14 protein-coding genes are annotated in these 20010 nt (G+C 65.6%); 11 read left to right on the forward strand and 3 right to left on the reverse strand.

Annotated features, from left to right (window positions below):
- Positions 1-90: 90 nt before the first annotated feature.
- The 7 genes from WDM91_00345 (at position 91) to WDM91_00375 (ending at position 12273) form a co-directional block, all read left to right on the forward strand.
- Positions 91-2388, forward strand: coding sequence for a TonB-dependent receptor (locus tag WDM91_00345; GenBank protein ID MEI9993012.1), 2298 nt, complete (start codon positions 91-93; stop codon positions 2386-2388).
- 133 nt (positions 2389-2521) lie between these two features.
- Positions 2522-3010, forward strand: coding sequence for a sigma-70 family RNA polymerase sigma factor (locus tag WDM91_00350; protein MEI9993013.1), 489 nt, complete (start codon positions 2522-2524; stop codon positions 3008-3010).
- Positions 3007-3969, forward strand: coding sequence for a FecR domain-containing protein (locus WDM91_00355; protein ID MEI9993014.1), 963 nt, complete (start codon positions 3007-3009; stop codon positions 3967-3969). Before WDM91_00350 ends, WDM91_00355 begins: the two co-directional genes overlap by 4 nt.
- 94 nt (positions 3970-4063) lie before the next feature.
- Positions 4064-6595, forward strand: coding sequence for a TonB-dependent receptor (locus tag WDM91_00360; GenBank protein ID MEI9993015.1), 2532 nt, complete (start codon positions 4064-4066; stop codon positions 6593-6595).
- Positions 6596-6671: 76 nt separating this feature from the next.
- Positions 6672-9197, forward strand: a complete 2526-nt coding sequence (locus WDM91_00365) for a prolyl oligopeptidase family serine peptidase (GenBank protein MEI9993016.1) — start codon at positions 6672-6674, stop codon at positions 9195-9197.
- A gap of 5 nt (positions 9198-9202) precedes the next feature.
- On the forward strand, positions 9203-9757 hold the full coding sequence (locus WDM91_00370; GenBank protein MEI9993017.1) for an FKBP-type peptidyl-prolyl cis-trans isomerase: 555 nt from the start codon (positions 9203-9205) through the stop codon (positions 9755-9757).
- Positions 9754-12273, forward strand: a complete 2520-nt coding sequence (locus WDM91_00375; GenBank protein MEI9993018.1) for a prolyl oligopeptidase family serine peptidase — start codon at positions 9754-9756, stop codon at positions 12271-12273. The genes WDM91_00370 and WDM91_00375 overlap by 4 nt, the downstream gene beginning before the upstream one ends.
- 43 nt (positions 12274-12316) lie before the next feature.
- Here the strand turns inward: WDM91_00375 and WDM91_00380 are convergent, their stop codons facing one another.
- Complete coding sequence (locus WDM91_00380; protein MEI9993019.1) at positions 12317-14692, reverse strand: hypothetical protein; 2376 nt, start codon at positions 14690-14692, stop codon at positions 12317-12319.
- Between WDM91_00380 and WDM91_00385 the strand changes: the two genes are divergently transcribed.
- The gene (locus tag WDM91_00385) at positions 14661-15440 is read left to right on the forward strand and encodes a hypothetical protein (GenBank protein MEI9993020.1); all 780 of its coding nucleotides are present in this window, start codon (positions 14661-14663) and stop codon (positions 15438-15440) included. The genes WDM91_00380 and WDM91_00385 overlap by 32 nt on opposite strands.
- A gap of 114 nt (positions 15441-15554) precedes the next feature.
- Positions 15555-16646: a zinc-binding dehydrogenase gene (locus tag WDM91_00390; GenBank protein ID MEI9993021.1), complete on the forward strand. Its 1092-nt coding sequence runs from the start codon at positions 15555-15557 to the stop codon at positions 16644-16646.
- Here WDM91_00390 and WDM91_00395 read toward each other — a convergent pair.
- Positions 16643-17218 carry a TetR family transcriptional regulator gene (locus WDM91_00395; protein MEI9993022.1) on the reverse strand — a complete coding sequence of 192 codons (576 nt, stop codon included), beginning with the start codon at positions 17216-17218 and terminating at the stop codon, positions 16643-16645. The genes WDM91_00390 and WDM91_00395 overlap by 4 nt on opposite strands.
- A gap of 89 nt (positions 17219-17307) precedes the next feature.
- Between WDM91_00395 and WDM91_00400 the strand changes: the two genes are divergently transcribed.
- Both WDM91_00400 and WDM91_00405 read left to right on the forward strand, forming a co-directional pair.
- Positions 17308-18072: a class II aldolase/adducin family protein gene (locus WDM91_00400; GenBank protein ID MEI9993023.1), complete on the forward strand. Its 765-nt coding sequence runs from the start codon at positions 17308-17310 to the stop codon at positions 18070-18072.
- 86 nt (positions 18073-18158) lie between these two features.
- Positions 18159-19196, forward strand: a complete 1038-nt coding sequence (locus WDM91_00405) for a TauD/TfdA family dioxygenase (GenBank protein ID MEI9993024.1) — start codon at positions 18159-18161, stop codon at positions 19194-19196.
- 12 nt (positions 19197-19208) lie between these two features.
- Here WDM91_00405 and WDM91_00410 read toward each other — a convergent pair whose 3' ends face one another.
- On the reverse strand, positions 19209-20000 hold the full coding sequence (locus tag WDM91_00410) for a GntR family transcriptional regulator (GenBank protein MEI9993025.1): 792 nt from the start codon (positions 19998-20000) through the stop codon (positions 19209-19211).
- Between the last annotated feature and the right edge of the window lie 10 nt (positions 20001-20010).

A 20010-nucleotide genomic window follows, 5' to 3' on the forward strand; every position in this document is an offset into this window, starting at 1 on the left:
GAGTCGGCTTGTGTTTTTCATTATCCACATGTATATCCAAACTACGATAACGCGATCCGGTTTCGAGCCGGGCGGGATTACGGGGGAAATATGCGTTACACGAACCGCGTGCTGCTCTCTTGCGCGATCTTCGCGCTTCATGCGTCGACGGCTTGGGCCGCCCAGACGACGGACGGGCCGGGAGACGCGGTCTCCGGTGCCGACACGGCCATCGAGACGGTCGTGGTCACCGCGGAAAAGCGAGTCGAGCGGTTCCAGGATCTGCCGCTTGCCGCGACGGTGGTGTCGAACCGGCAAATTCACGATCAGAAGATCGACGACATCTCGCAACTGTCGCTGTCGACGCCGGCATTCACGAGCCATCCCGGCAATGGCGGCTATCTCACGATCCGCGGTGTCGGCACGCAATCTTTCGCGCGTTCGGCTGAGGGTGACGTCGCCATGCTGCTCGACGGCGTGGCGCTTTCGGGCGGCGCCAATCCCCAGGACCCGGCGAGCCTGTTCGACGTTCAGCAGGTGGAAGTCCTGGAAGGACCGCAAAGCACGTTGTTCGGAAAGAACGCGGCGGTGGGAGCGATCAATATCGTCACCAACCCGCCCGATCCTTCCGGATTGCAGGCCGTGGCGCATCTGGACGCCGACGACCGCGGCGGGGTCACGGCACAAGGCATGGTCAACCTCCCCGTCGGCGATGATGCGGCGCTGCGCATCAGCGGCCACGATACGATCGAACCGCGCGTCCTTCGCAACGATTTCAACGACAAATGGAACAGCGGCGCCAATATCGGCGGCCGCGCGCGCTTTCTCTATGCGCCGAGCGACCGGCTCAAGGTGAATCTGATCGTCGACTACAACAAGGACCACGGCAGCGGCTCCAATTGGGCCGTCGTCGATGCGCCGGTGGGAACGTTCCTGAACGGCGCGCTGGCGGCGTGTGGTGTGACGCCGTCGCGCGACAATGACCGGGACTGCGTCGATGCGCCGTCGTTCATCGCATATGAAGACTACGGGGCATCGGCGCAGGTCGACTATCAATTTGCAAGCGGGGCCACGCTGACCTCGATCACGGCCGACCGCGTGAACGCGACCCGGAACCAGTTCGACAGCGACAGCGTCGCGATAAACGACATCTTCAACCTGAACGACGCCGCCACGCGGGAAAACAGCTTCAGCGAGGAATTGCGTCTGGTCTCCCCCGCGGACGCGAAGATCGCGTATGTCGTGGGAGCCTATTTCGTCGACTCGCACCTGACCGCGTCGGGCGACCAGGCCGGCTCGTTCAACATGCCGTATCTGTATTGCTGCGGTTACACGTTCGGCAACAGCTTCGCCATGCACGGCAACTCCGAGAGCTATGCGATCTTCGGTCAGGCGACATACCCGCTGACGGATGCGCTCTCACTGATCGGCGGTCTTCGATTCACGCACGATGCGGTGTCTGCCGATAATGCCAAGTTCGTGACGCCCGGCTCCGTCGGCGCGATCGGAAGCGTCGACCCGCTCGCGGGTTCGGCCGGCCATTCGGACTTGTCCGGCAAGTTGGGCGTGCAATATGCGGTCGACTCGGACTGGATGTTCTACGCCACGGCAAGCAAGGGATATAAGGGGCCGGCGATCAACGACCAGGCGCCCGACCCGACGGTGCCGCTCGTCGTGAAGCCGGAGTTCGTCTACAACTACGAAATCGGCACGAAGCGCAGCCTGCTGGGCGACCGCTTGCAGGTCGCTGCCACGATCTTCTACGAAGACATCCGCGACTATCAGATGCAGATACAGGACACCGCGACGGCGCGATCCTATTTCGGCAACGCCAGGGCCGTGAATGTGCGCGGCCTGGACCTATCCGTCTTCGGCAACGTCACCGACACTCTCTATCTTTCGGGCGGACTCAACTACAGCGACGGAAAATTCGGGTCCGGCACCTTCTTCGGCTGCGGGCCTACGCAGGCCGTCGGTCAGGCGGGCTGCAACTTGATCGTGCGCGGCGGCAATGCGGCCTTGGTCGCGGATGCCCGGGGCCGGCAGCTGCTGGGTTCGCCAAAGTGGAAGTTGGTCGGCTTCGGCCAGTACCATCGATCGCTCGGCTTCGCCGAAGGCTTCCTGCAGGCAGACCTCGTCTACTCGGACGCGGTGACCTATACGGCAGTGTACGATCCGGGCGACACCGCTTCGAGCTATTGGCTGCTCGGCGGGCGCCTGGGCTTGCGCAGCCCGGACGGCCATTGGAGCGTCGCGGTCTTCGCCAGGAACCTGCTCGATCAGCGCGTGCCGGTGGCGGTGTTCGACACGCCGATCGCATCCTATCTGGGCGCGCCGAGTTCGCATTCCCAGTATCTCGGCTCGGACTCGTTCCGTCGCGTGGGCATTTCCGTGGATTTCGATCTTTAGGGGTGCCCGGCGGTTACGGATCCCGGATGTGCTAGACGAACAAGCGTCGACTCTGCCGCAACGTCCGGACTCGAATTATTTCGTCCCCAGTGTCCCTCGCGCCCGCTACAGTCGCGGCGGGAGTGGGCGGTCGATGGCGGAAGACGGATCGGAGGCGGGATTTTGGGCGCGCGCGCTCAAACAGGTGCTGCGCCGCACGCACGGAAACCCGGATTCCGAGGATTTGCTGCATTCCGCCTATTTGCGCCTGGAGGCGTACCGGACGCGCGAGACGGTCGACAACCCGATCGGCTTCCTGGTCCGGACCGCCGTCAATCTGAGCGTCGATGAACACCGCCGGGCTCGCCGCAATTCGGAGGATGGCGAGGCCAAAATCCTCACCGTCGTGGACGACGGACCGCTGGCCGATGAGGTACTTGCCGCCCGTGAACGTCTAGAGAGGGTGAAGGCGTGTCTCGCGGCCATGCCGGCCCGGCGCCGAGAGATTTTCCTGATGAATCGTATAGAAGGCCTCACCTACCGTCAGATCGCGACCGAGTTCGGGCTGTCGCAAAGCATGATCGAAAAGGAAATGGCCAAGGCGATCCTGTTCCTGACCGAATGGATGGAAGGCTGGGAATGAGGCAACCGGTCGCCATACCATCGGCCCTGAAGGCCGAGGCCGCGGCGTGGATCGCGCGCCTGCACGCCGACGATCGTTCGGCGACGGACGAACGCGCGTTCCAGGCCTGGCTCGCGGAGTCGCCGGAACATTCCCGCGCCTTCGATTCCGTCACGGCGGCCTGGGACTTGGTCGGCGGCCTGCGCGGCGGGTTTCCAGCGGTCGTGCGGGCGGATGCAGCCCGGCCCCGGCGCCGGGCGGTGCTGGCGGCTCTCGGAACGCTGGTGTTCGCCGGCGGCACGATCGGCGGATGGCGCGCGGCCTATGCCGGCGTCTATGAGACCAATGTCGGGGGGCAGGAGCATGTGGCGCTGGAGGACGGCACCCAGGCTTTTCTCGATACCGATACGCGCATTCGCGTGACCTATTCGGACGAAATTCGCGCGGTGCGCCTGGACCGCGGCAGGGTCAATTTCCGCGTCGCGCGGGATGCGCGCCGGCCTTTTGTGGTGGACGTCGCGGATCGCCGCATCATCGCATCGCAAACCACGTTCGACGTCTATCGCGACGGCGACAGGCTTTCGGTCGTGTTGCTGCGCGGCAGTGCATCGGTCGCCGACAAGGCCGCGCAGACCGCAACGCCGAAAACTCTGACTGCCGGCGAGAGGTTGCTCGCGACCGCGTATGCCGTGCGCACCGACCGGCCCAATCTCACGCCCCTGGTCGCCTGGCAGTTCGGCCAGGCGATCTTCGAGAACGAGACGCTCGCGGACGCCGCGGCGGAGATGAACCGCTATTCGACGATCAAGCTCGTGATCGACGATCCGCTCGCCGCCCGGTTTCGGTTGTCCGGCGTCTATCGCGTCGGCGACACCTCCGCGTTCGCGCGCTCCGTCGCGTCGCTGCTGCCCGTCCAGATGGAGATCGTCGGCGACCAGGTGCGCCTTGTTGCCGATCCGGCACGCTTGCAAGGAAGCTGACGAAAGGGAGTGAGGTCGCGACCACGTTCATACGTCCTTCATAAGAGGCACTAAGGGGCGCTCCGCTCGTCGGGCGGAGTTGTGAGGGGTCAGTATGCGTAACAGGCGTATGAGTTTCACCGCTGCGCTGTTCAATGGCGTGGCCGCGATGGCGATTTTTGTGGCCGGCGCACAGGCGCAAACGGCGGCCATCAACATACCGGAAGAGCCGCTCGCGCTATCCTTGCGGGCCGTCGCCAACCAGACCGGGACCAATATTCTCTTTACGCCCGAGGCGGTCGAGGGACTCAAATCCCACGCGCTGCAGGGCACGATGAGTGCACAGTCCGCCGTCGAGCAACTTCTCTCGGGCTCCGGCCTCGAGGTCGTTTCGGACGGTAATGGCGGCCTGATCGTGCGCAAGAAAGACGCGCCGCGGTCGCAGCAGCGCGCCGATGCGGCGGCACCCGAGACGGTCATCGTCACGGGCTCGCGCATTCCAGGCGCGGTCGTAGCGTCACCGGTGATCACGGTCACAGCAGATCAAATCAAGAAGCAGGGCTATAACGATCTGGGCGACGTCGTGCGCAGCCTGCCGCAGAGCTACAATGGCGGCCAGAATCCCGGTGTCGTTCCCGGCTCGCCCGGGCTCAGCAACCAGAACCTGACCTCGGGCTCGAGCGTCGATCTGCGCGGCTTGGGCGCCGATGCCACCCTCACGCTGCTCGACGGCCGCCGATTGGCGTCAGACGGCTTCACGCAGGCGGTCGACATATCGGTCATTCCCGTCGCGGCCGTCGACCGGCTCGAAGTGCTGCTGGACGGCGCGTCCGCAATCTATGGATCGGACGCCGTGGGCGGCGTCGCGAACGTCATCCTCAAGCGCGACTATGACGGCGTGTCCGTCACCGGCCGCTACGGTGCGGCGACCCAGGGCGGCGACGTGCAGGGCGAGTTCTCGGCCGTCGGGGGGACGACCTGGGACGGCGGCGGCTTTCTCGCGACCTACACCGGCGAATGGGACTCCGGCATCGACGCGCCGCAGCGTGAGTTCTCCAGCTTCCTCGCGCCGCACAACACGATCTTTCCGTCGATCATGCACCAGAGTGCCTTGATCAGCGGTCATCAGGAGATCACTTCGAACCTCGAATTCGACATCGACGCGGCTTACAGCTATCGCAACTCGCACAGCGCCGCCAATTCGTATGGCGAGTTGAGCTTGGTTTCGTCGAACAGCGAAACTTGGGTGGTGTCGCCGACCCTGCGCCTGACATTGCCGGGCGAATGGTCGCTGGCACTGAACGGGTCCGTGGCAGAGGATCGTTCGACCTCGGCGCAGAACATATCCTACCTCGGCATACCGCTCGAGAACATCGAGACCTGCTATTGCAATACCGCGCAGTCGGTGGAGCTCGATGCCGAAGGCCCGCTCTTCGCGTTGCCGGGCGGTCCGGCGCAGGCATCGGTCGGCGCGGGCTATCGCAATACGGGCTTCAAGTCCGGTTCCATCGGCGGTTCGCGTCATGCGTTTTATGGTTTCGCCGAAACGAACTTTCCGTTCGTGTCGCCCGACCAGAACATCCCGTTCGTCGACCGGCTGGAGCTCAACGCCGCGGCGCGCTTCGAGAATTATTCCGATTTCGGCTCCGTCGTGACGCCGAAGGTCGGCGTGGTATGGGGCCCGGCTGCCGATTTCGAATTCAAAGGTACGTGGGGACAATCGTTCAAGGCGCCGACTTTGCTCCAGGAATACGAGCCGTCGGTCGTCGATCTCGCTCCCATCGGATTGTTCGGTGGCACCGGCCCGGCGGGGGCGACCGGCCTTCTGCTGCAGGGCGGCAGCGTCAATTTAAAACCGGAGCGCGCCAACACCTACAGCGGAGGCGTTGAATTCCATCCGGATTGGATTCCGGGCCTCCACATCGGCTTGGACTATTTCAGCGTCAACTATACCAATCGCGTGCTCGCGCCGATCGACAATCCCGGCCTCGCCTTCACCAATCCGGCCTATACCGACTTCATAAACCTGGCACCGGCACCTGCGCTGGTCGCATCACTGGTTGCGAGCGCACAGCACGTGCTGAACCAGACAGGCGTATCGCCACTCAATCTGGCATCGGTGGTCGCCATCGCCGACGACCGCTACACGAATGCGACGCGCCAGCGCGTCAGCGGCGTCGACCTCGCCTTCAACTATGCGATGGATTTGCTCGACGGCACCTTGACCTCATCGGGCAATTTCGCCTGGCTGCAGGGCAACCAGCTGACCACGCCGACATCGGGCCTCCTCCAGACGGCCGGCACGATCTACAATCCGCCGAAATTCCGCGCGCGCGGCGGATTCGGTTGGACGCGCGACGGCTTGGCGCTGACGGCATACGCCAACTACATCGGCGGCGTGGAGAACACGACCGTCATGCCCAATGTCGCGGGCGACGGCATGACCACCGTCGATGCGGTCGCCGACTACAAGATCGGCGAATGGGGGCCGATCGACGATCTCGAACTCAACCTCTCGGTGACGAATCTGTTCGATCAGAAGCCGCCGTTCTTCTCGAGCGGAAATCCGTACATCGTGAACTACGACTCCACGAACTACTCCGCCATCGGACGGTTCGTGAGTTTCTCGATCACCAAGAGCTGGTGAGCCTGCCCGGCGAGCGCGGCGTGCGTCCCCTTTGGTTGCGCCCGCTCGCCGGCTTTCCCGATTGTATGAGGACGGCATGAAGACTGGCATCTCCTGGTTGCTTGCGGTGGTGGTCGCCGGCGGTCTGTCCCTCGAAGCTTTTGCCGCCGCGGCGCCACCCATCACGTTCGACGATCTGTTGAACGCCGAGACGTTGGGAACCGCCGAATTCTCGCCCGGCGGCAAATGGCTGGTCTTCACGCGGAGCGTCCCGGCGACCCGACAGCCGAGCTGGGGCTACGAGGACCCGAGCCGGGTGCGGACGCGGCTTTTCGTCGGCAAGGCTGACGGAAGCGGGGTGCGCGAGATTGTGGGGCCGGCCGACACCCGGTATTCCTTTCCATACAGCACGCCCTGGTCGCCGGACGGCACGAATCTTCTTCTCATCGCCGCCAAGCGCGAGAGCTATGGCTTGGCGGCCTACAATCTGGCGACGGGCGCACTGACGTCGCTGCCGGGACGGACACGCTATTCGCTCAACGCCTGGATGCCGGACGGCCGCATCCTCTACCCGGTATTTGACGACGGGGTGCGGCAGCGCGACCTCTACGGTTCCCTGCTCGACGGACTGGACACGCGTTGGCACGCCGCCTGGAATGGTCATGCGCCGCAGGTGACGGTGAGTACGCCCAATCCCGTTTTTCCGCAGGATGCTTCGCCGACCGGCACGCTGATGCTGGGCGACCCCAAGACCGGCAAGGCGCAGCCTTTGGTGCGGGCCGATGTCTTCGGCCTGGCGGCCTCGGGCGACGATCGCCACATCGCCGTGATCACCGCCGCCGAAAGCCTGCCCGATGCGGTCGAGGGCGAGGGGCGGCGCAGCGAACTGCAAATCTATGTGCTGGAAGACGGAAAGGCGCGTCTGGTGCGCCGGTTTCCGGATATCGACCTGTCGCCTTACGGCAGCCTGTCCTGGTCGCCGTCCGGCAAGCGGCTGATCTTCGTCGGGCGGCCGCTACGCGATGCGCAGCATCAGCCGATCGCCTATGGCCGCGACCTGCATGGCGGCATGCGCCTCTATGAGACCGACGCGACGGGCGCGTCGCCCCACCTCCTGTCGGCCGAAGGCCTGTCGCATGGCAGTTGGGACGATCTTACCGTGTTGCCGACCGGCTGGCTCGGCGAGCGCCCCATCGCCATTGCGGCACATCATGTGGCGGGTGCGGTAGCCGCGGCCGGCGTCGATACGCACACCCGTCTCGACTACGGCCAGTCGCGCGACATCCGCTTCGACCTCTTCGCCTTCGACGGCAAGCGCAGCGAAAATCTCACCGCCTTCGCGCATGCGTCGGTCAATCGCTTCCTTGTACCCGAGGGGAGCGATGCCGCCTATGTCGTTGCCGACGGCGCGTTGTGGAGCGTCAAGTCCGGCGCGGCGGCGCGGCGCGCGTCGCCCGACGGGACGGCGGTCCTGGGCTTCGGTACCGATAGCCGCTATCCCGCCACGCCGGAGCAGCGGGCCTATTACCGGTCCGCCGGCGTCGAGCGGATTTCCCTGGCGACGGTCGCCGATGGGCATGTCGGGCGGCTGGTGCTCGACCTTGCGACGGGACGCCTGCAGACCTTGTCGCCGCCGGGTGACATCGTGGCGACGGCGCCGGATCAGCTCACCACGATCAGCAAGAGCATCGAGACCTGGACGACGACGCTGCACTTCAACGGCGCCAATGTTCGCGACCTTGCCGTTCTGAATGCCGGTCTCAAGGAGAAAGCAGTCTCGCCGGCCGAAAAATTCACCTTTCCCTACAATGGCGCGCAGTTGACGGGGTGGGTGGTCCTGCCGCCCGGCACGCAGCCCGGCGCGAAATTGCCGGCCATCGTCTCGATCTATGGCGGCTCGGTGTACGGCGATCAGCCGCCGTTCTACGCGCGCACCGACATGCCGCTGCCGCTGTTCAGCGGCCAGTTGTGGGCAGCGCAGGGCTATGCGGTGATCTATCCCAGCACGCCGCTGGGCGCCGGCGCCGATACCGACATGATGGCGACGCTGGCGGGCGAGGCGACCGCCGCCGTCGATGCGCTGGCCGCGAAGGGCATCGTCGATCCGGCGCGTGTCGGCATCACCGGCCAGAGCTTCGGCGGCTTCTCCACGGCGGCGGTTCTGGCGGAGCGCTCCGACCGGTTCCGGGCCGGCGTGGCGCTGGCGGGCGTCTACGACTTCATCCACGGCTATGGCCTGCGCGCGATGGAGAGCATGCTCGACGACGACGGCAACATGCTGTCGCACGAGACCTTCCTGCTCGAATCCGGACAGTCACGGTTCGGCAAGCCGTTCTGGGAAATGCCGGACGCCTATATCCGCAACAGCCCGATCTTCCGCGTCGACAAGATCGACGCACCATTGCTTCTGCTGCACGGCGACCTCGATCTCGCGGTCACGGGCCTGTCGGGTGCGGAACGGCTCTACAACGCGATGCTGCGCGCCGGGAAGACGCCGACGCTGGTGCGCTATTGGGGTGAAGGCCACGTCGCCGGCGACGACTGGGCGATCCGCGACCAGTGGCTGCGGATGACGACCTGGTTCGGCCACTACGTCAAAGGCGAGAAGCTACAAGCGCGATGATGCGGATGCGAAAGCCCGAAATGCAGAGCCGTCCGGCACGTTGGCTGGCGGTGGGCGTTGCATGTATCGCGCTGGCGGGCTGTACGCATGACGACTCCTTCACGCCGCAGCCGGGCGAGGCGCCGCAGGCGATGCAGCAGCGCTATCTGGACTGGAGCGCGCATCGGCCGGGATGGGGGGTGACGGCAAGCGGCCTGCGCTATCACCGCATAGACGACCCGCATCCCTCCGGCGCGTCGCCGCATCCCGGATCCATCGTCACCGTGCAATGCGAGGGGCGTTTCCTCGACGGGCGGCTGTTTTTCGCCACCACGCCCGACCAGCCGCTGATCGGACCGCTCGCCAAGCTCGTCAAGGGCTGGCAGCAGGGTCTGTTGCTGATGCATGCGGGAGAGACTTGGGAATTCGTGCTGCCGCCCGAACTCGCTTACGGCGAGAAGGGTTGGACGTCGCACACCGCCGCGATCCCCTCGATCCCGCCGGGGACCGCATTGTTGTTCAAGATCGAGTTGATCGCCGTCGCCGAGCCGCCACCCGAGAGCGAGAGGAAATCGCCATGAGACTGTCTTCGGCCATCCGCCAGTGCGTCTTGCTTGTCGCCGCCGCCGTGTTTTCTTGCGTGGCGAACGCTGCGGATACGCCAGCACCACCGCATCCGCTCGACATCGAAGACATGCTGGCGATGGAACGCTTCGGACAGGTCGGAATCGGCGGTGGCGGCCGGCTCGTGCTGTTCGAGAAAGGCGGACCCAAGGAGGGCTTTTCCGACTACGGCATCGACGACCAGGCTGCGTCGAGCCGCATCTATGTCTTCGACCGCACGCTGGGGACGGTGAAGCGCCTGCTCGAGGGTTTTGCGTTTCCGAATTGGATCGGCGCGGTCTCGCCGGGCGGCGGCAAGCTGGCGATCTACTGGCTCGACGACGACCACGTGAAGGCCGGCGTCGTCGATCTCGGCAGCGGCAAGCTCACGCCCTTCGCTTTCACGCCGGCCTATGATTTCGAGGTCGGCGCGCCGCTCTGGATCTCGGACACCGAGCTGGTTTATGCGACCGATACGGATGGCGCCTATTCGCCGCGCATCGACTTCCGCCGTCGCGCGGCGCTGATCGAGAGCGCCGGGCAGCAGACCGCCTGGCATGGTGGCGTATCGGCGTCCGTTCTCGAAAACCACCCGACGGGCTTCTTGCCCGAATGGCGTCCGGGAACGCTGCTGCGGGTAGATGCCGACAGCGGAAAGGCCGCGGTGCTCGCACAGGGCCGCTATGTCGAGCCGTCGCTTTCGCCGGACAAGCGCTATCTCGCGGTCGGCCGCCAGGGGCGCTATCTGCCATTCGCGCCCGACAGCGGCAAGGAGACCTATGACCCGCACCGGCTCGAACCGTTCCTGATCGATCTCCAGCATGGGCGCGCGGCGGTCGCAATGTGCCAGGGCTGCCAGCTCAGCGGCCGCGCCGACTTCGCCTGGGGGCCGGCCGGCCATCGCGTCAGCTTCTTCGCGCGCTTCGGCCAGGAGCCATGGGAGCATGTCCGCTTCCGCGTGTTCGATGCCGACACCAAGGCGCTTGCCGAGATCCGCCATGTCGGTCTGGACCTCGCATCCCAGCGGGAGACGACGGGCGCGGCCAGCGCGCCGGTCAAGGCGATCCCGTTCGGTCCCGGCGCGCTCGTGCCCGCGCGCAAGCAGACCGATCCGAAGGCGGCGCCGATCTTCACCTTCAAGGAGCCGACGACGCTGCTGCGCGTGAACATGGACCGCAAGGATTTGAAGGCCAAGCTCGGCCGGCTGGACTGGTACGTCGTGACGCCCGACGGCGTGTCGCATCCGCTCACCGGCGCGCTGGACGATGTCCAGCCGAACCTGGCCGCGGAAGATTCACATGGCCTCTATTTCATGGGTGGCGGCAAGATACTGCGCCTCGACTTCAACGGCACGGTGCACGATATCGCGGCGCTCGCGGGGCAGGGCGTGCTCTACAAGCTCGACGGTGCGATCGATGAGGGTGGCCACGCCGTCGCGGTTTCGGTTGGCCCGGACGGCAGCCGCATCGTGCAGTTTTTCGACGGTCGTACGAGCCAGCTCAGCGTGAAGGCCCCCGCCACGATCGGCATTCCCATGGCTGTGGACCCGACGTCCGGCGTCGTGGCCTTCCAGTCCGACGGACCCCAGGGAAGTACGCTGTCCGTGCTGGATCGCGATGGACGCATCGCGCCGATCCTGTCGATCAACGGCCATCTCCGGCAGGTTGCGCCCGCCAAACAGGTGATGCTGAAATACACGCTGCCCAGCGGCGAGGTCGAGCAGGCTTGCCTGCTGTTGCCGGCGAATGCCGTGCCGGGAAAGAAGCTGCCGACAATTGTCTCGGTCTATCCGGTCGAAGGCCGCTGCCGCTCCCTTTGGCACTATGGACTGGCGAACACCTATGACGACGAGCTCTTCACCGGGATGGGCTACGCCGTGCTCAATCCCGCAACGCCGGCGCGCCTGCTGCAGGAGGGTGACAACCCCACCGCGCATTGGGGCGCGCTCGTCGAGGCGGCGGTGAACGAGGCCGTGCGCGGCGGCTATGTCGACAAGGACCGGCTGGGCCTATGGGGCATGAGCCTCGGCGGTCACAGCGCGCTGTCGACGCTGTCGCAGACGCATATCTTCAAGGCCGGCGTCGCGGCGAACGGCGCGGCGGATTTCTTCAGCAACTATGCGAGCCTCGGCATCGTGCGCAGCCTGCTGTCGGACGATCTGTTCGCGGTCGGCCATGCGGCGATGTACGAAGGCGCGCCCGACGAGGGCCTGCATATCGGCGCGACGCCTTGGGAGCGGCCCGATGCCTATGCCGCCGCGAGCCCGCTCTCGCACGCGGGGACGATGAACACGCCGCTTCTGTTGTTCGCGGGTGAGCTCGACTGGGATTATCAGATGACGGAGTTCGACCAGTACTATGTCGCGCTGGTACGGCAGGGCAAGGAAGTGACCTATGTCCGCTACCTCGGGGAAGGGCATGGCAATTTCAGTCCGGCGAATGTCCGCGACGCATGGAGGCGCATGCGCCTCTGGTTCGACGCGCATCTGCGCTAGGCAATTCCGGAGGGCGTTGCCTACACATTGACTTGACCCGCCGTCACCCGGCGCGAAAGCGGATCGGCTTGCCTGGGGTGGCGCTTTCGACGGCGCGCAGGATGCTTTCCGTGTCGAAGCCGAAATGGCGATAGAGGTCGGCGATGGTGCCGGTCTGGCCGAAAGCGTCGACGCCCAGGCTCTCGACCCGATGCCCCGCCACGCCGCCGAGCCAGGACAGGCTGGCGGGATGGCCGTCGATCACCGTCACGATCACCGCGTCGCGCGGCACGCGGGCGAGCAGGGACTCGACATGGCTGGGCGGGCTGAGCCGGCCGCCCTGGCGGTGCTTGCTCCCTTTGCGCCACTCCGTGTACAGACGGTCGGCCGATGTCAGCGCCAGCACGCCGACGCCGTGGCGGTCTTCCGCCATCAGTCCGGCAGCGGCGATCACTTCGGGCGCGACCGTGCCCTGGTAGGCGAGCACGACGCGCGTGCTGTTGGTCGGCTCGGCCAGCCAATAGCCGCCGGCGATGATGTTGCGCTTCGCCGGCGCGTCGAGCGTGCGCGTCAACTGGTCGAGGCTGCGCGTGGTCAGGCGCAGATAGACCGAGCCGCCCTGTTCCTCGTCCTGGATATGCTCGAACGCCCAGCGCAGGATCACCGCGAGTTCGTCGGCATAGGCCGGCTCGTAGGACGTCAGCCCCGGCTGCGCCATGCCGATCAGCGGGGTGCCGATGGACTGGTGCGCGCCGCCTTCGGGCGCCAGCGCAACCCCGCTCGGCGTCGCGACGAGGATGAACCGCGCGTCCTGATAACAGGCATAGTTCAGGGCATCGAGGCCGCGGGCGATGAAGGGATCGTACAGCGTGCCGACCGGCAGCAGCCGCGTACCGAACAGGCTGTGCGAGAGGCCGAGCGCGGAAAGCAGCAGGAACAAGTTCATCTCGGCGATTCCGAGCTCCATGTGCTGGCCGTCGCTGGAGAATTCCCAGCGCTGGGTCGAAGGGATCTTGTGCTCGCGGAACGTGTCGCCTTGCGCGCTGACCCCGAACAGGCCGCGCCGATTGACCCACGGCCCGAGATTGGTCGAGACCGTGACGTCGGGCGACGTCGTGACGATGTGCGCGGCGAGATCCGACTGCGTGCGCCCGATCTCGTTGAGCAGATTGCCGAACGCCGCCTGGGTGGAGACCGCCTTCTGCGGCGGCAGCACGAACGCGTCCGGCACCGCGATCTTCGGCGCGGAAAGGCGCCGCTTCGCGTCCTGTGCGAAAGGCACTGCGTCGAGGAAGGTTTGCAGATCGGCGGGATCGGCGGCGAGTCCTTCGAACTTGTCCCACTCCTTGCCCTCGCCGATGTTCATCAGCGCACGCAGCTGCGCCATCTGCGCCTCGTTCATCAGGCCGGCGTGGTTGTCCTTGTGGCCGGCAAGCGGCAAGCCGAAGCCCTTCACCGTGTAGCAGAGAAAGCAGACGGGGCGGTCGTGATCGATCGACTGGAACGCCTCGAGGATCGAGGGAATATCGTGACCGCCGAGATTGCTCATCAGCGCGGCGAGTTCGGCGTCGGATCGCCTCCCGATCAGCGCGGACACGTCTCCCTGGTCGCCCAGATCATCCATCAGGCGCTTGCGCCACGATGCGCCGCCTTGGAAGGTCAGCGCGGAATAGAGCTGGTTCGGCGCATTGTCGATCCAGGCCTTGAGCTTGTCGCCGCCGGGCTCCTCGAACGCCGCCTGCTGCAGCTTGCCGTATTTGAGCACGACGAGGTCCCAGCCCATCGCTTGGAACAGCTTCTCGAAGCGGGTGTGCAGGTCCTCGCGCACCACGGCGTCTAGACTCTGGCGGTTGTAGTCGATGATCCACCAAGTGTTCTTGAGGCCGAATTTCCAGCCCTCGAGCAGCGCCTCGTAGATGTTGCCCTCGTCGAGCTCGGCATCGCCGACCAGCGCGATCATCCGTCCCTTGGGCCGACCGTCGGCCCAGCCATGGGCGTGGACATAATCCTGCACCATCGATGCGAAGGCGGTGACCGCGACGCCGAGACCGACCGAACCGGTGGAGAAGTCGACATCGTCGGTGTCTTTCGTCCGCGAGGGATAGGATTGCGCGCCGCCATAGGCGCGGAAGGCTTCGAGCTTCTCGCGCGTCTGTTTGCCCAGCAGGTATTGGATCGCGTGGAACACCGGCGAGGCGTGCGGCTTCACCGCGACGCGGTCCTCCGGCTTCAGCACGGCGAAATAGAGCGCGGTCATGATCGAGGCGAGCGAGGCGGAGGACGCCTGGTGTCCGCCGACCTTGAGCCCGTCCTCGCCGGGGCGCAGGTGGTTGGCGTTGTGCACGGTCCAGCTCGCCAGCCAGAGCACCTTGCGTTCAAGCTCGGCCAGCAGTGGGCGGTTGTCGGGCATGTCGATCTCGATCGCTACGTTGTCGCGCATGCCTTATGTCATTCGCGCGCGCCGGGCCATCATTGTAGCGGGAAAAAATGGAATACCCGATCTGCAAATACCGGACCGGGGGAGGTGCGCCGGCACCTCCCCCGAGGCGGCCGGGCTTCCGCTCTGGCAAGTCGGGGCCGTGGTCGCGGGCAGCACGCTCGAATTCCGCGACTTCCTCGCCTCTTCGTTTTTCGCGGCACAGATCGGCCGCACCTTTTCCCGCGCACGATCCGGCGGCGCTCGCGCCCTCCCAACAACGGGCGGCGGCTGCCGGAGCCATGCGGCGCTCCGATCAAAAGACGAGTTGCATGATAGGGATTCCGTGGTAAGAAAGGCGAAGCCTTGGGTGGGGAAAGAGGCATTTGGATACGGCCCGTGGCGATTGCGCCATCCGGCGCCTGGTGTCGTCGGCTTCACCGAAAGGTGCGAGGTGGATCGCGTGACAATTCTGGCTTTTCCCGCGCGCGCATGGCGGGCGCCACAGCGGTCGTCGCCCGCCGATAGGGCGGTCGACATGTGGGGAATCTGCTCTCGAAGCGAGGAAGCCTCCGACTACGACAAGCGCCATATGTCGCTCTGCGCGTGGCTGCTGCATGACGTGTCCGAGGCGGCGTCGGAAGAAGATCTCGCGCGGGTGACGCTCGGACTCGACCCTGCCGGCCGCCGCGCGGTCGTCCGCGACGTGGTGCAATCGCATCTCAGGCGCGCGCATTGGATCGCCGACACGCTGTTTCCGCTCTTGTGGTAGGAGCGGCGGCCGGCGCGGCGTGAATGCGAACACCGCCCCTCGCGCGCGCGGGCGCACTGGATACCGGCGGTATTGACGGCTGCGGGGCAGGGCGGTATCCCGGATGCGAGTTCTATGCGGGCCACCACCATGCAGGCCGTCATCAGGCGACAGGCGCGCCTCGTCTGCGACGAGATCGCGGAACCGGTATTGGGTGCGGGGCAGGTTCTGTTGCGGACCCTGACATGCGGAATCTGCGGTTCCGATCTGCATGTCCATCAGCATGCCGAGCGTCTTGCGGCGCTCCGCCGCCGCGCCGGGCGGCCTTATCTGGATCCGGATCGGGACATCGTCTTCGGTCATGAATTCTGCGGCGAAATCCTCGCACATGGCCCCGGCACGTCCCGTTCGCTGAAAGCCGGAACACGCGTGGTGGCGCTGCCTTATGCGACCGGGCAGTCCGGTCGGGAAACCGTGGGACTCTCCAATCGCTTTCCGGGCGGGTTGGCGGAGCGCGTCTGCGTGGACGAAGCGATGTTGCTTGCCGTCCCCAATGGCCTGTCCGACATCCACGCCGCCCTGACCGAACCCTTCGCGGTCGGCGCGCATGCGGTCGCACAGGCGCAGTTGGACGGCGACTCTGTCGCGCTCGTCCTGGGCTGCGGCCCCGTCGGGCTCGCCGTCGTCGCCGCCTTGAAGGCCCGCGGCTTCGGGCCGGTCGTCGCCGCGGATTTTTCCTTGGCGCGCCGCCAAGCGGCCGAACGGCTCGGCGCGGACATCCTGGTGGATCCGGCGGAACGCTCGCCGCATGCCTGCTGGACCGAGCTGGGCGTTTCCGCATCCCTTCTGGAGCGCGATCTGGCGCGGGCTGCGGGGCGGCGGGCCGCCAATCCGGTGGTCTTCGAATGCGTCGGCGTGCCCGGCATGCTGCAGGGCATTCTCGAGGGCGTGGTGCCCGGCGCCCAGATCATCGTCGTCGGCGTCTGCATGGAGGAAGACCGCATCGAACCGTCGATCGCGATCAACAAGCAACTCAGCTTCCGTTTTGTCGCGGCCTATACGCCGGACGAATTCGCCAGGACGTTGTCGGACATCGCGGAAGGACGGATCGACGTGCGGCGCATCGCCAGCACCTTGGTGGGGCGCGCCGGCGTCGCCGATGCCTTCGACGCGCTGAAAAAACCGGAAACGCAAGTGAAGATCGTCGTCGAAACGGGACGGGCCTAGCCGCGCGAGCGGTGCAGCAGGCTCTCCAGCGCCTCGCGATACAGCGCGGAATCGATCCGGCTGCGATCGCTCATGCGCTCGAGCGTCAGGCCATTGCTGATCGCGAAGAAGAGCGTCGCCACGCGGTCCAGCCGCGCATCGTCCGCTTGGCCGTCGTCGACCAGCGGGCGCAGCAGGATGATGATTTCGGCGCGCAGGCGCGTACGCATGGCGGCGAGCGCCTTGGCGGTGGAAGGTCGGCGCGACGCGTGCAGCGCGAATTCGGCGAACACGGTCGACCAGGGGGCATCGACGATCGCGGCTCTGGCGAGGAATTCGGCCATGAAGGCGATGGTGTCGCGGCCCTCCGCGCTCGCCGCCTTGCGGAAGCGCGCGATCGAGCGGTTGACGCGGCCCTCGAGCACGGTGAGCAGCAGATCGTCCTTGTCCTTGAAATTGGAATACACCGCGCCTTTGGTCAGGCCGGCCGCCTTCGCGATCTCGGCCAGCGAGGCGGCTTGGAAGCCGTCCTCCCGAAAGGCGGCTTCGGCGGCGCGCAGGATTTTCTCGCGGATCGTGGCTTGGTTTTCCAATGTCGAGCCCGTTTTATGAATACCGTCGGTATTGACTGGCGGGAGATCTGCGCGGATCATCGCCCGAAGAAGAACGCCAGGAGGATACCATGACGACGCAGCAGATTTCGAGGCTTCCGCTCCGCGACGAGGCCGAGCTGGAACTGCGGCGCGATCTTGCGGCCTGCTATCGTCTTGTTGCGATGCTGGGCTGGGACGATCTGCTGTTCACCCACATCTCCGTCCGCATTCCCGGCCCGGAGCACCATTTCCTGCTCAACCCGTTCGGCCTGACTTTCGACGAGATCACCGCATCGTCGCTGGTGAAGGTGGACCTCGACGGAAACATTCTGGAGCCGACGGAATATCGCATCAATTCGGCGGGCTTCACGATCCACTCCGCGGTGCATGCCTCGCGCGAGGACGCGCAATGCGTCATCCACCTGCACACGATCGCCGGCACCGGCGTGTCCTGCCAGAAACACGGTCTTCTGCCCATCCATCAGGAGGCAATGCTGATCAACAGCCAGATCGCCTATCACGACTACGAGGGCGTCGCGTTCAATCACGACGAGCGCCCGCGTCTCGTGGCCGATCTGGCCGACAAGCACTACATGATCCTGCGCAGCCACGGCACGCTCACCGTCGGCCGCTCGGTCGCGGAGGCTTTTTCGCGCATGTATCACCTCGAACGCGCCTGTGCGATGCAGGTCGCCGCACTCGCCGGCGGCGCGGAGGTCATCACCCCGCCCGCGGCCGTTCAAGGCGTCGCGACGGAGCAAGGCAGGTCCGACGGACGCAACGTGGCCGACAACTACATCTGGCCGGCCATGCTGCGTCGGCTGGCGCGCGCAGGCGCCGACTATCGGCTTTGACGCCGGCATTGCCTCGGCCATTAAATAGTGTAAGGATTATGCGTGTAGCCGGCCCGTCAACAAGCCGGCGCATGGAGGAAAGAGCAATGTCCGCCAGCCACAAGCCGGGATCCGCCCCTATCCTGTCCGGCGCGATCACCACCCGCCTCTATGACGAAAACGGCCTGCCTTTGATGATCGAGCCGGCCTCCACGGCGCTGGCCGACGATCCGAAGGCGGCTCTGGACTGGTTCGTCGCCAACCGCGAGCGCATAGAAAGCTTGTTGCCGGAATATGGCGGCGTGATGCTGCGTGGCTTTGCGGTTCCCGATACCGAGGCATTCAACGCGTTCATCGACAGCTATCCGACCGATCCGAACGGCTATGCCGCAGGGCTCGCGCCGCGTGAAAAGATCTCGGGCAAGGTGTTCGAGACCTCGAAAGTGCCTGCACCCGACAAGATCATCCTGCATCAGGAGATGGGATATCTGCCGAAATATCCCAAAGGCGTGGCGTTCTACTGCCATATTCCGTCGGAGACGGGCGGCGCAACCACGATCGGCGACGCGCGCCGGTATCAGAAGGCGATTCCCGCGACGCTGCTCGATTCGGTGCGCGAGCGTGGTGTGCTCTACCGGCGCAATTATCGCGGCGATTACGACGAGGCGACGCCGGTGCTCAATCTCTTCCATCGTCCCTGGAAGGAGGTCCTGCATGTGGAGACGCGCGAGGGCGCGGAGGAGGCCTGCGAGGCCGTAGGCTGCACGCCGCAATGGGAAAGCGACGGCAGCCTGTCGCTGCTCTATCGCTCGCCGGGCTTCGCGCGGCATCCCCTCACCGGCGACGAGGTGTGGTTCGCGCAGGTGCAGGGCATGCACGCCAACGAAACGCGCCTGGCCCACCACTACGACATGCTGAAGGCGGCGTTCCCGCCCGGCCGGCCATGGCCGGTGGAAATCCTGTACGGCGACGGCGGCGCGATACCGGAAGACCTTGTCGTGCCGTTGTACGAAATCCTCGACAACCTCGCCGTGAACATCCCCTACGAACATGGCGACGTGATGATCCTGGACAACATCTACACCATGCACGGACGCGAGCCTTTTACGGGCAAGCGCGACGTGCAGGTTGCGCTGATGTTCTGAGCCGCCTGCCGCTCAGTAGAGCGAGAGCGGCGTTTCCTCGCCCAGTTCGTGCAGGATGATCTTGCGCGCCTGCTGCATGTGATAGCGCCAGGTGACTTCGGCGGCGTCGCCGTCGCGGGCCTCGATCATGTCCACGATCTGCTTGTGGATCGCGAAAGACGACGTGTTGAGCGCCAGCTGGTCGGCGCGCGCGCGCGCGATGAAGCGCTTGAGATGCAGCAGATAGAGCTCGTCGAGCATCCCGACGATCAGCGACATCACCACATTGCCGGACCGCCGGATGAGCAGCCGGTGGAACTCCGCGGCCGCATAGCCGAACGCCTTGAAGTCGCCCAGGATCGCCCGCTCCGCCTCGACATGCCGCCGCAGGGCGTGCACGTCGTCGGCGGTACGGATCTTCGCGAGTTGATTGATCAGGGGCGGCTCGATGATGAGCCGGGCGTTGAACATCTCGCGCAAGGTCGCGCCGCGAAGCTGCAGGAGCATGCCGACGAAGCGCGCGACCGTCTCGTCGCGGGGCAATCGGATCCGGGGGCCGCCGCCCGCGCCGCGCCGGACTTCGAGCAGGGACTCCGCTTCCAGGATGCGCAGCGCCTCGCGCAGCGACGCGCGCGAGACGCCGAACTCCTTCATCAGCGCGGCCTCGGCGGGAAGTGCGTCGCCTTCGGTCAATTCGCCCTGGACGATGCGTCGCCGCAGCGTTTCGGCGATCAGTTCGGCGGTCTTCGGCACATTGATCGACGAGCGTGCGGCAGGCTCGGACGGACGTTTCGCCTTGGCGCGTGTCTTCTTGACGGATTTCACTGCGGTCTCC

The organism is Rhizomicrobium sp. (assembly GCA_037200385.1).
Taxonomy (GTDB): Bacteria; Pseudomonadota; Alphaproteobacteria; order Micropepsales; family Micropepsaceae; genus Rhizomicrobium.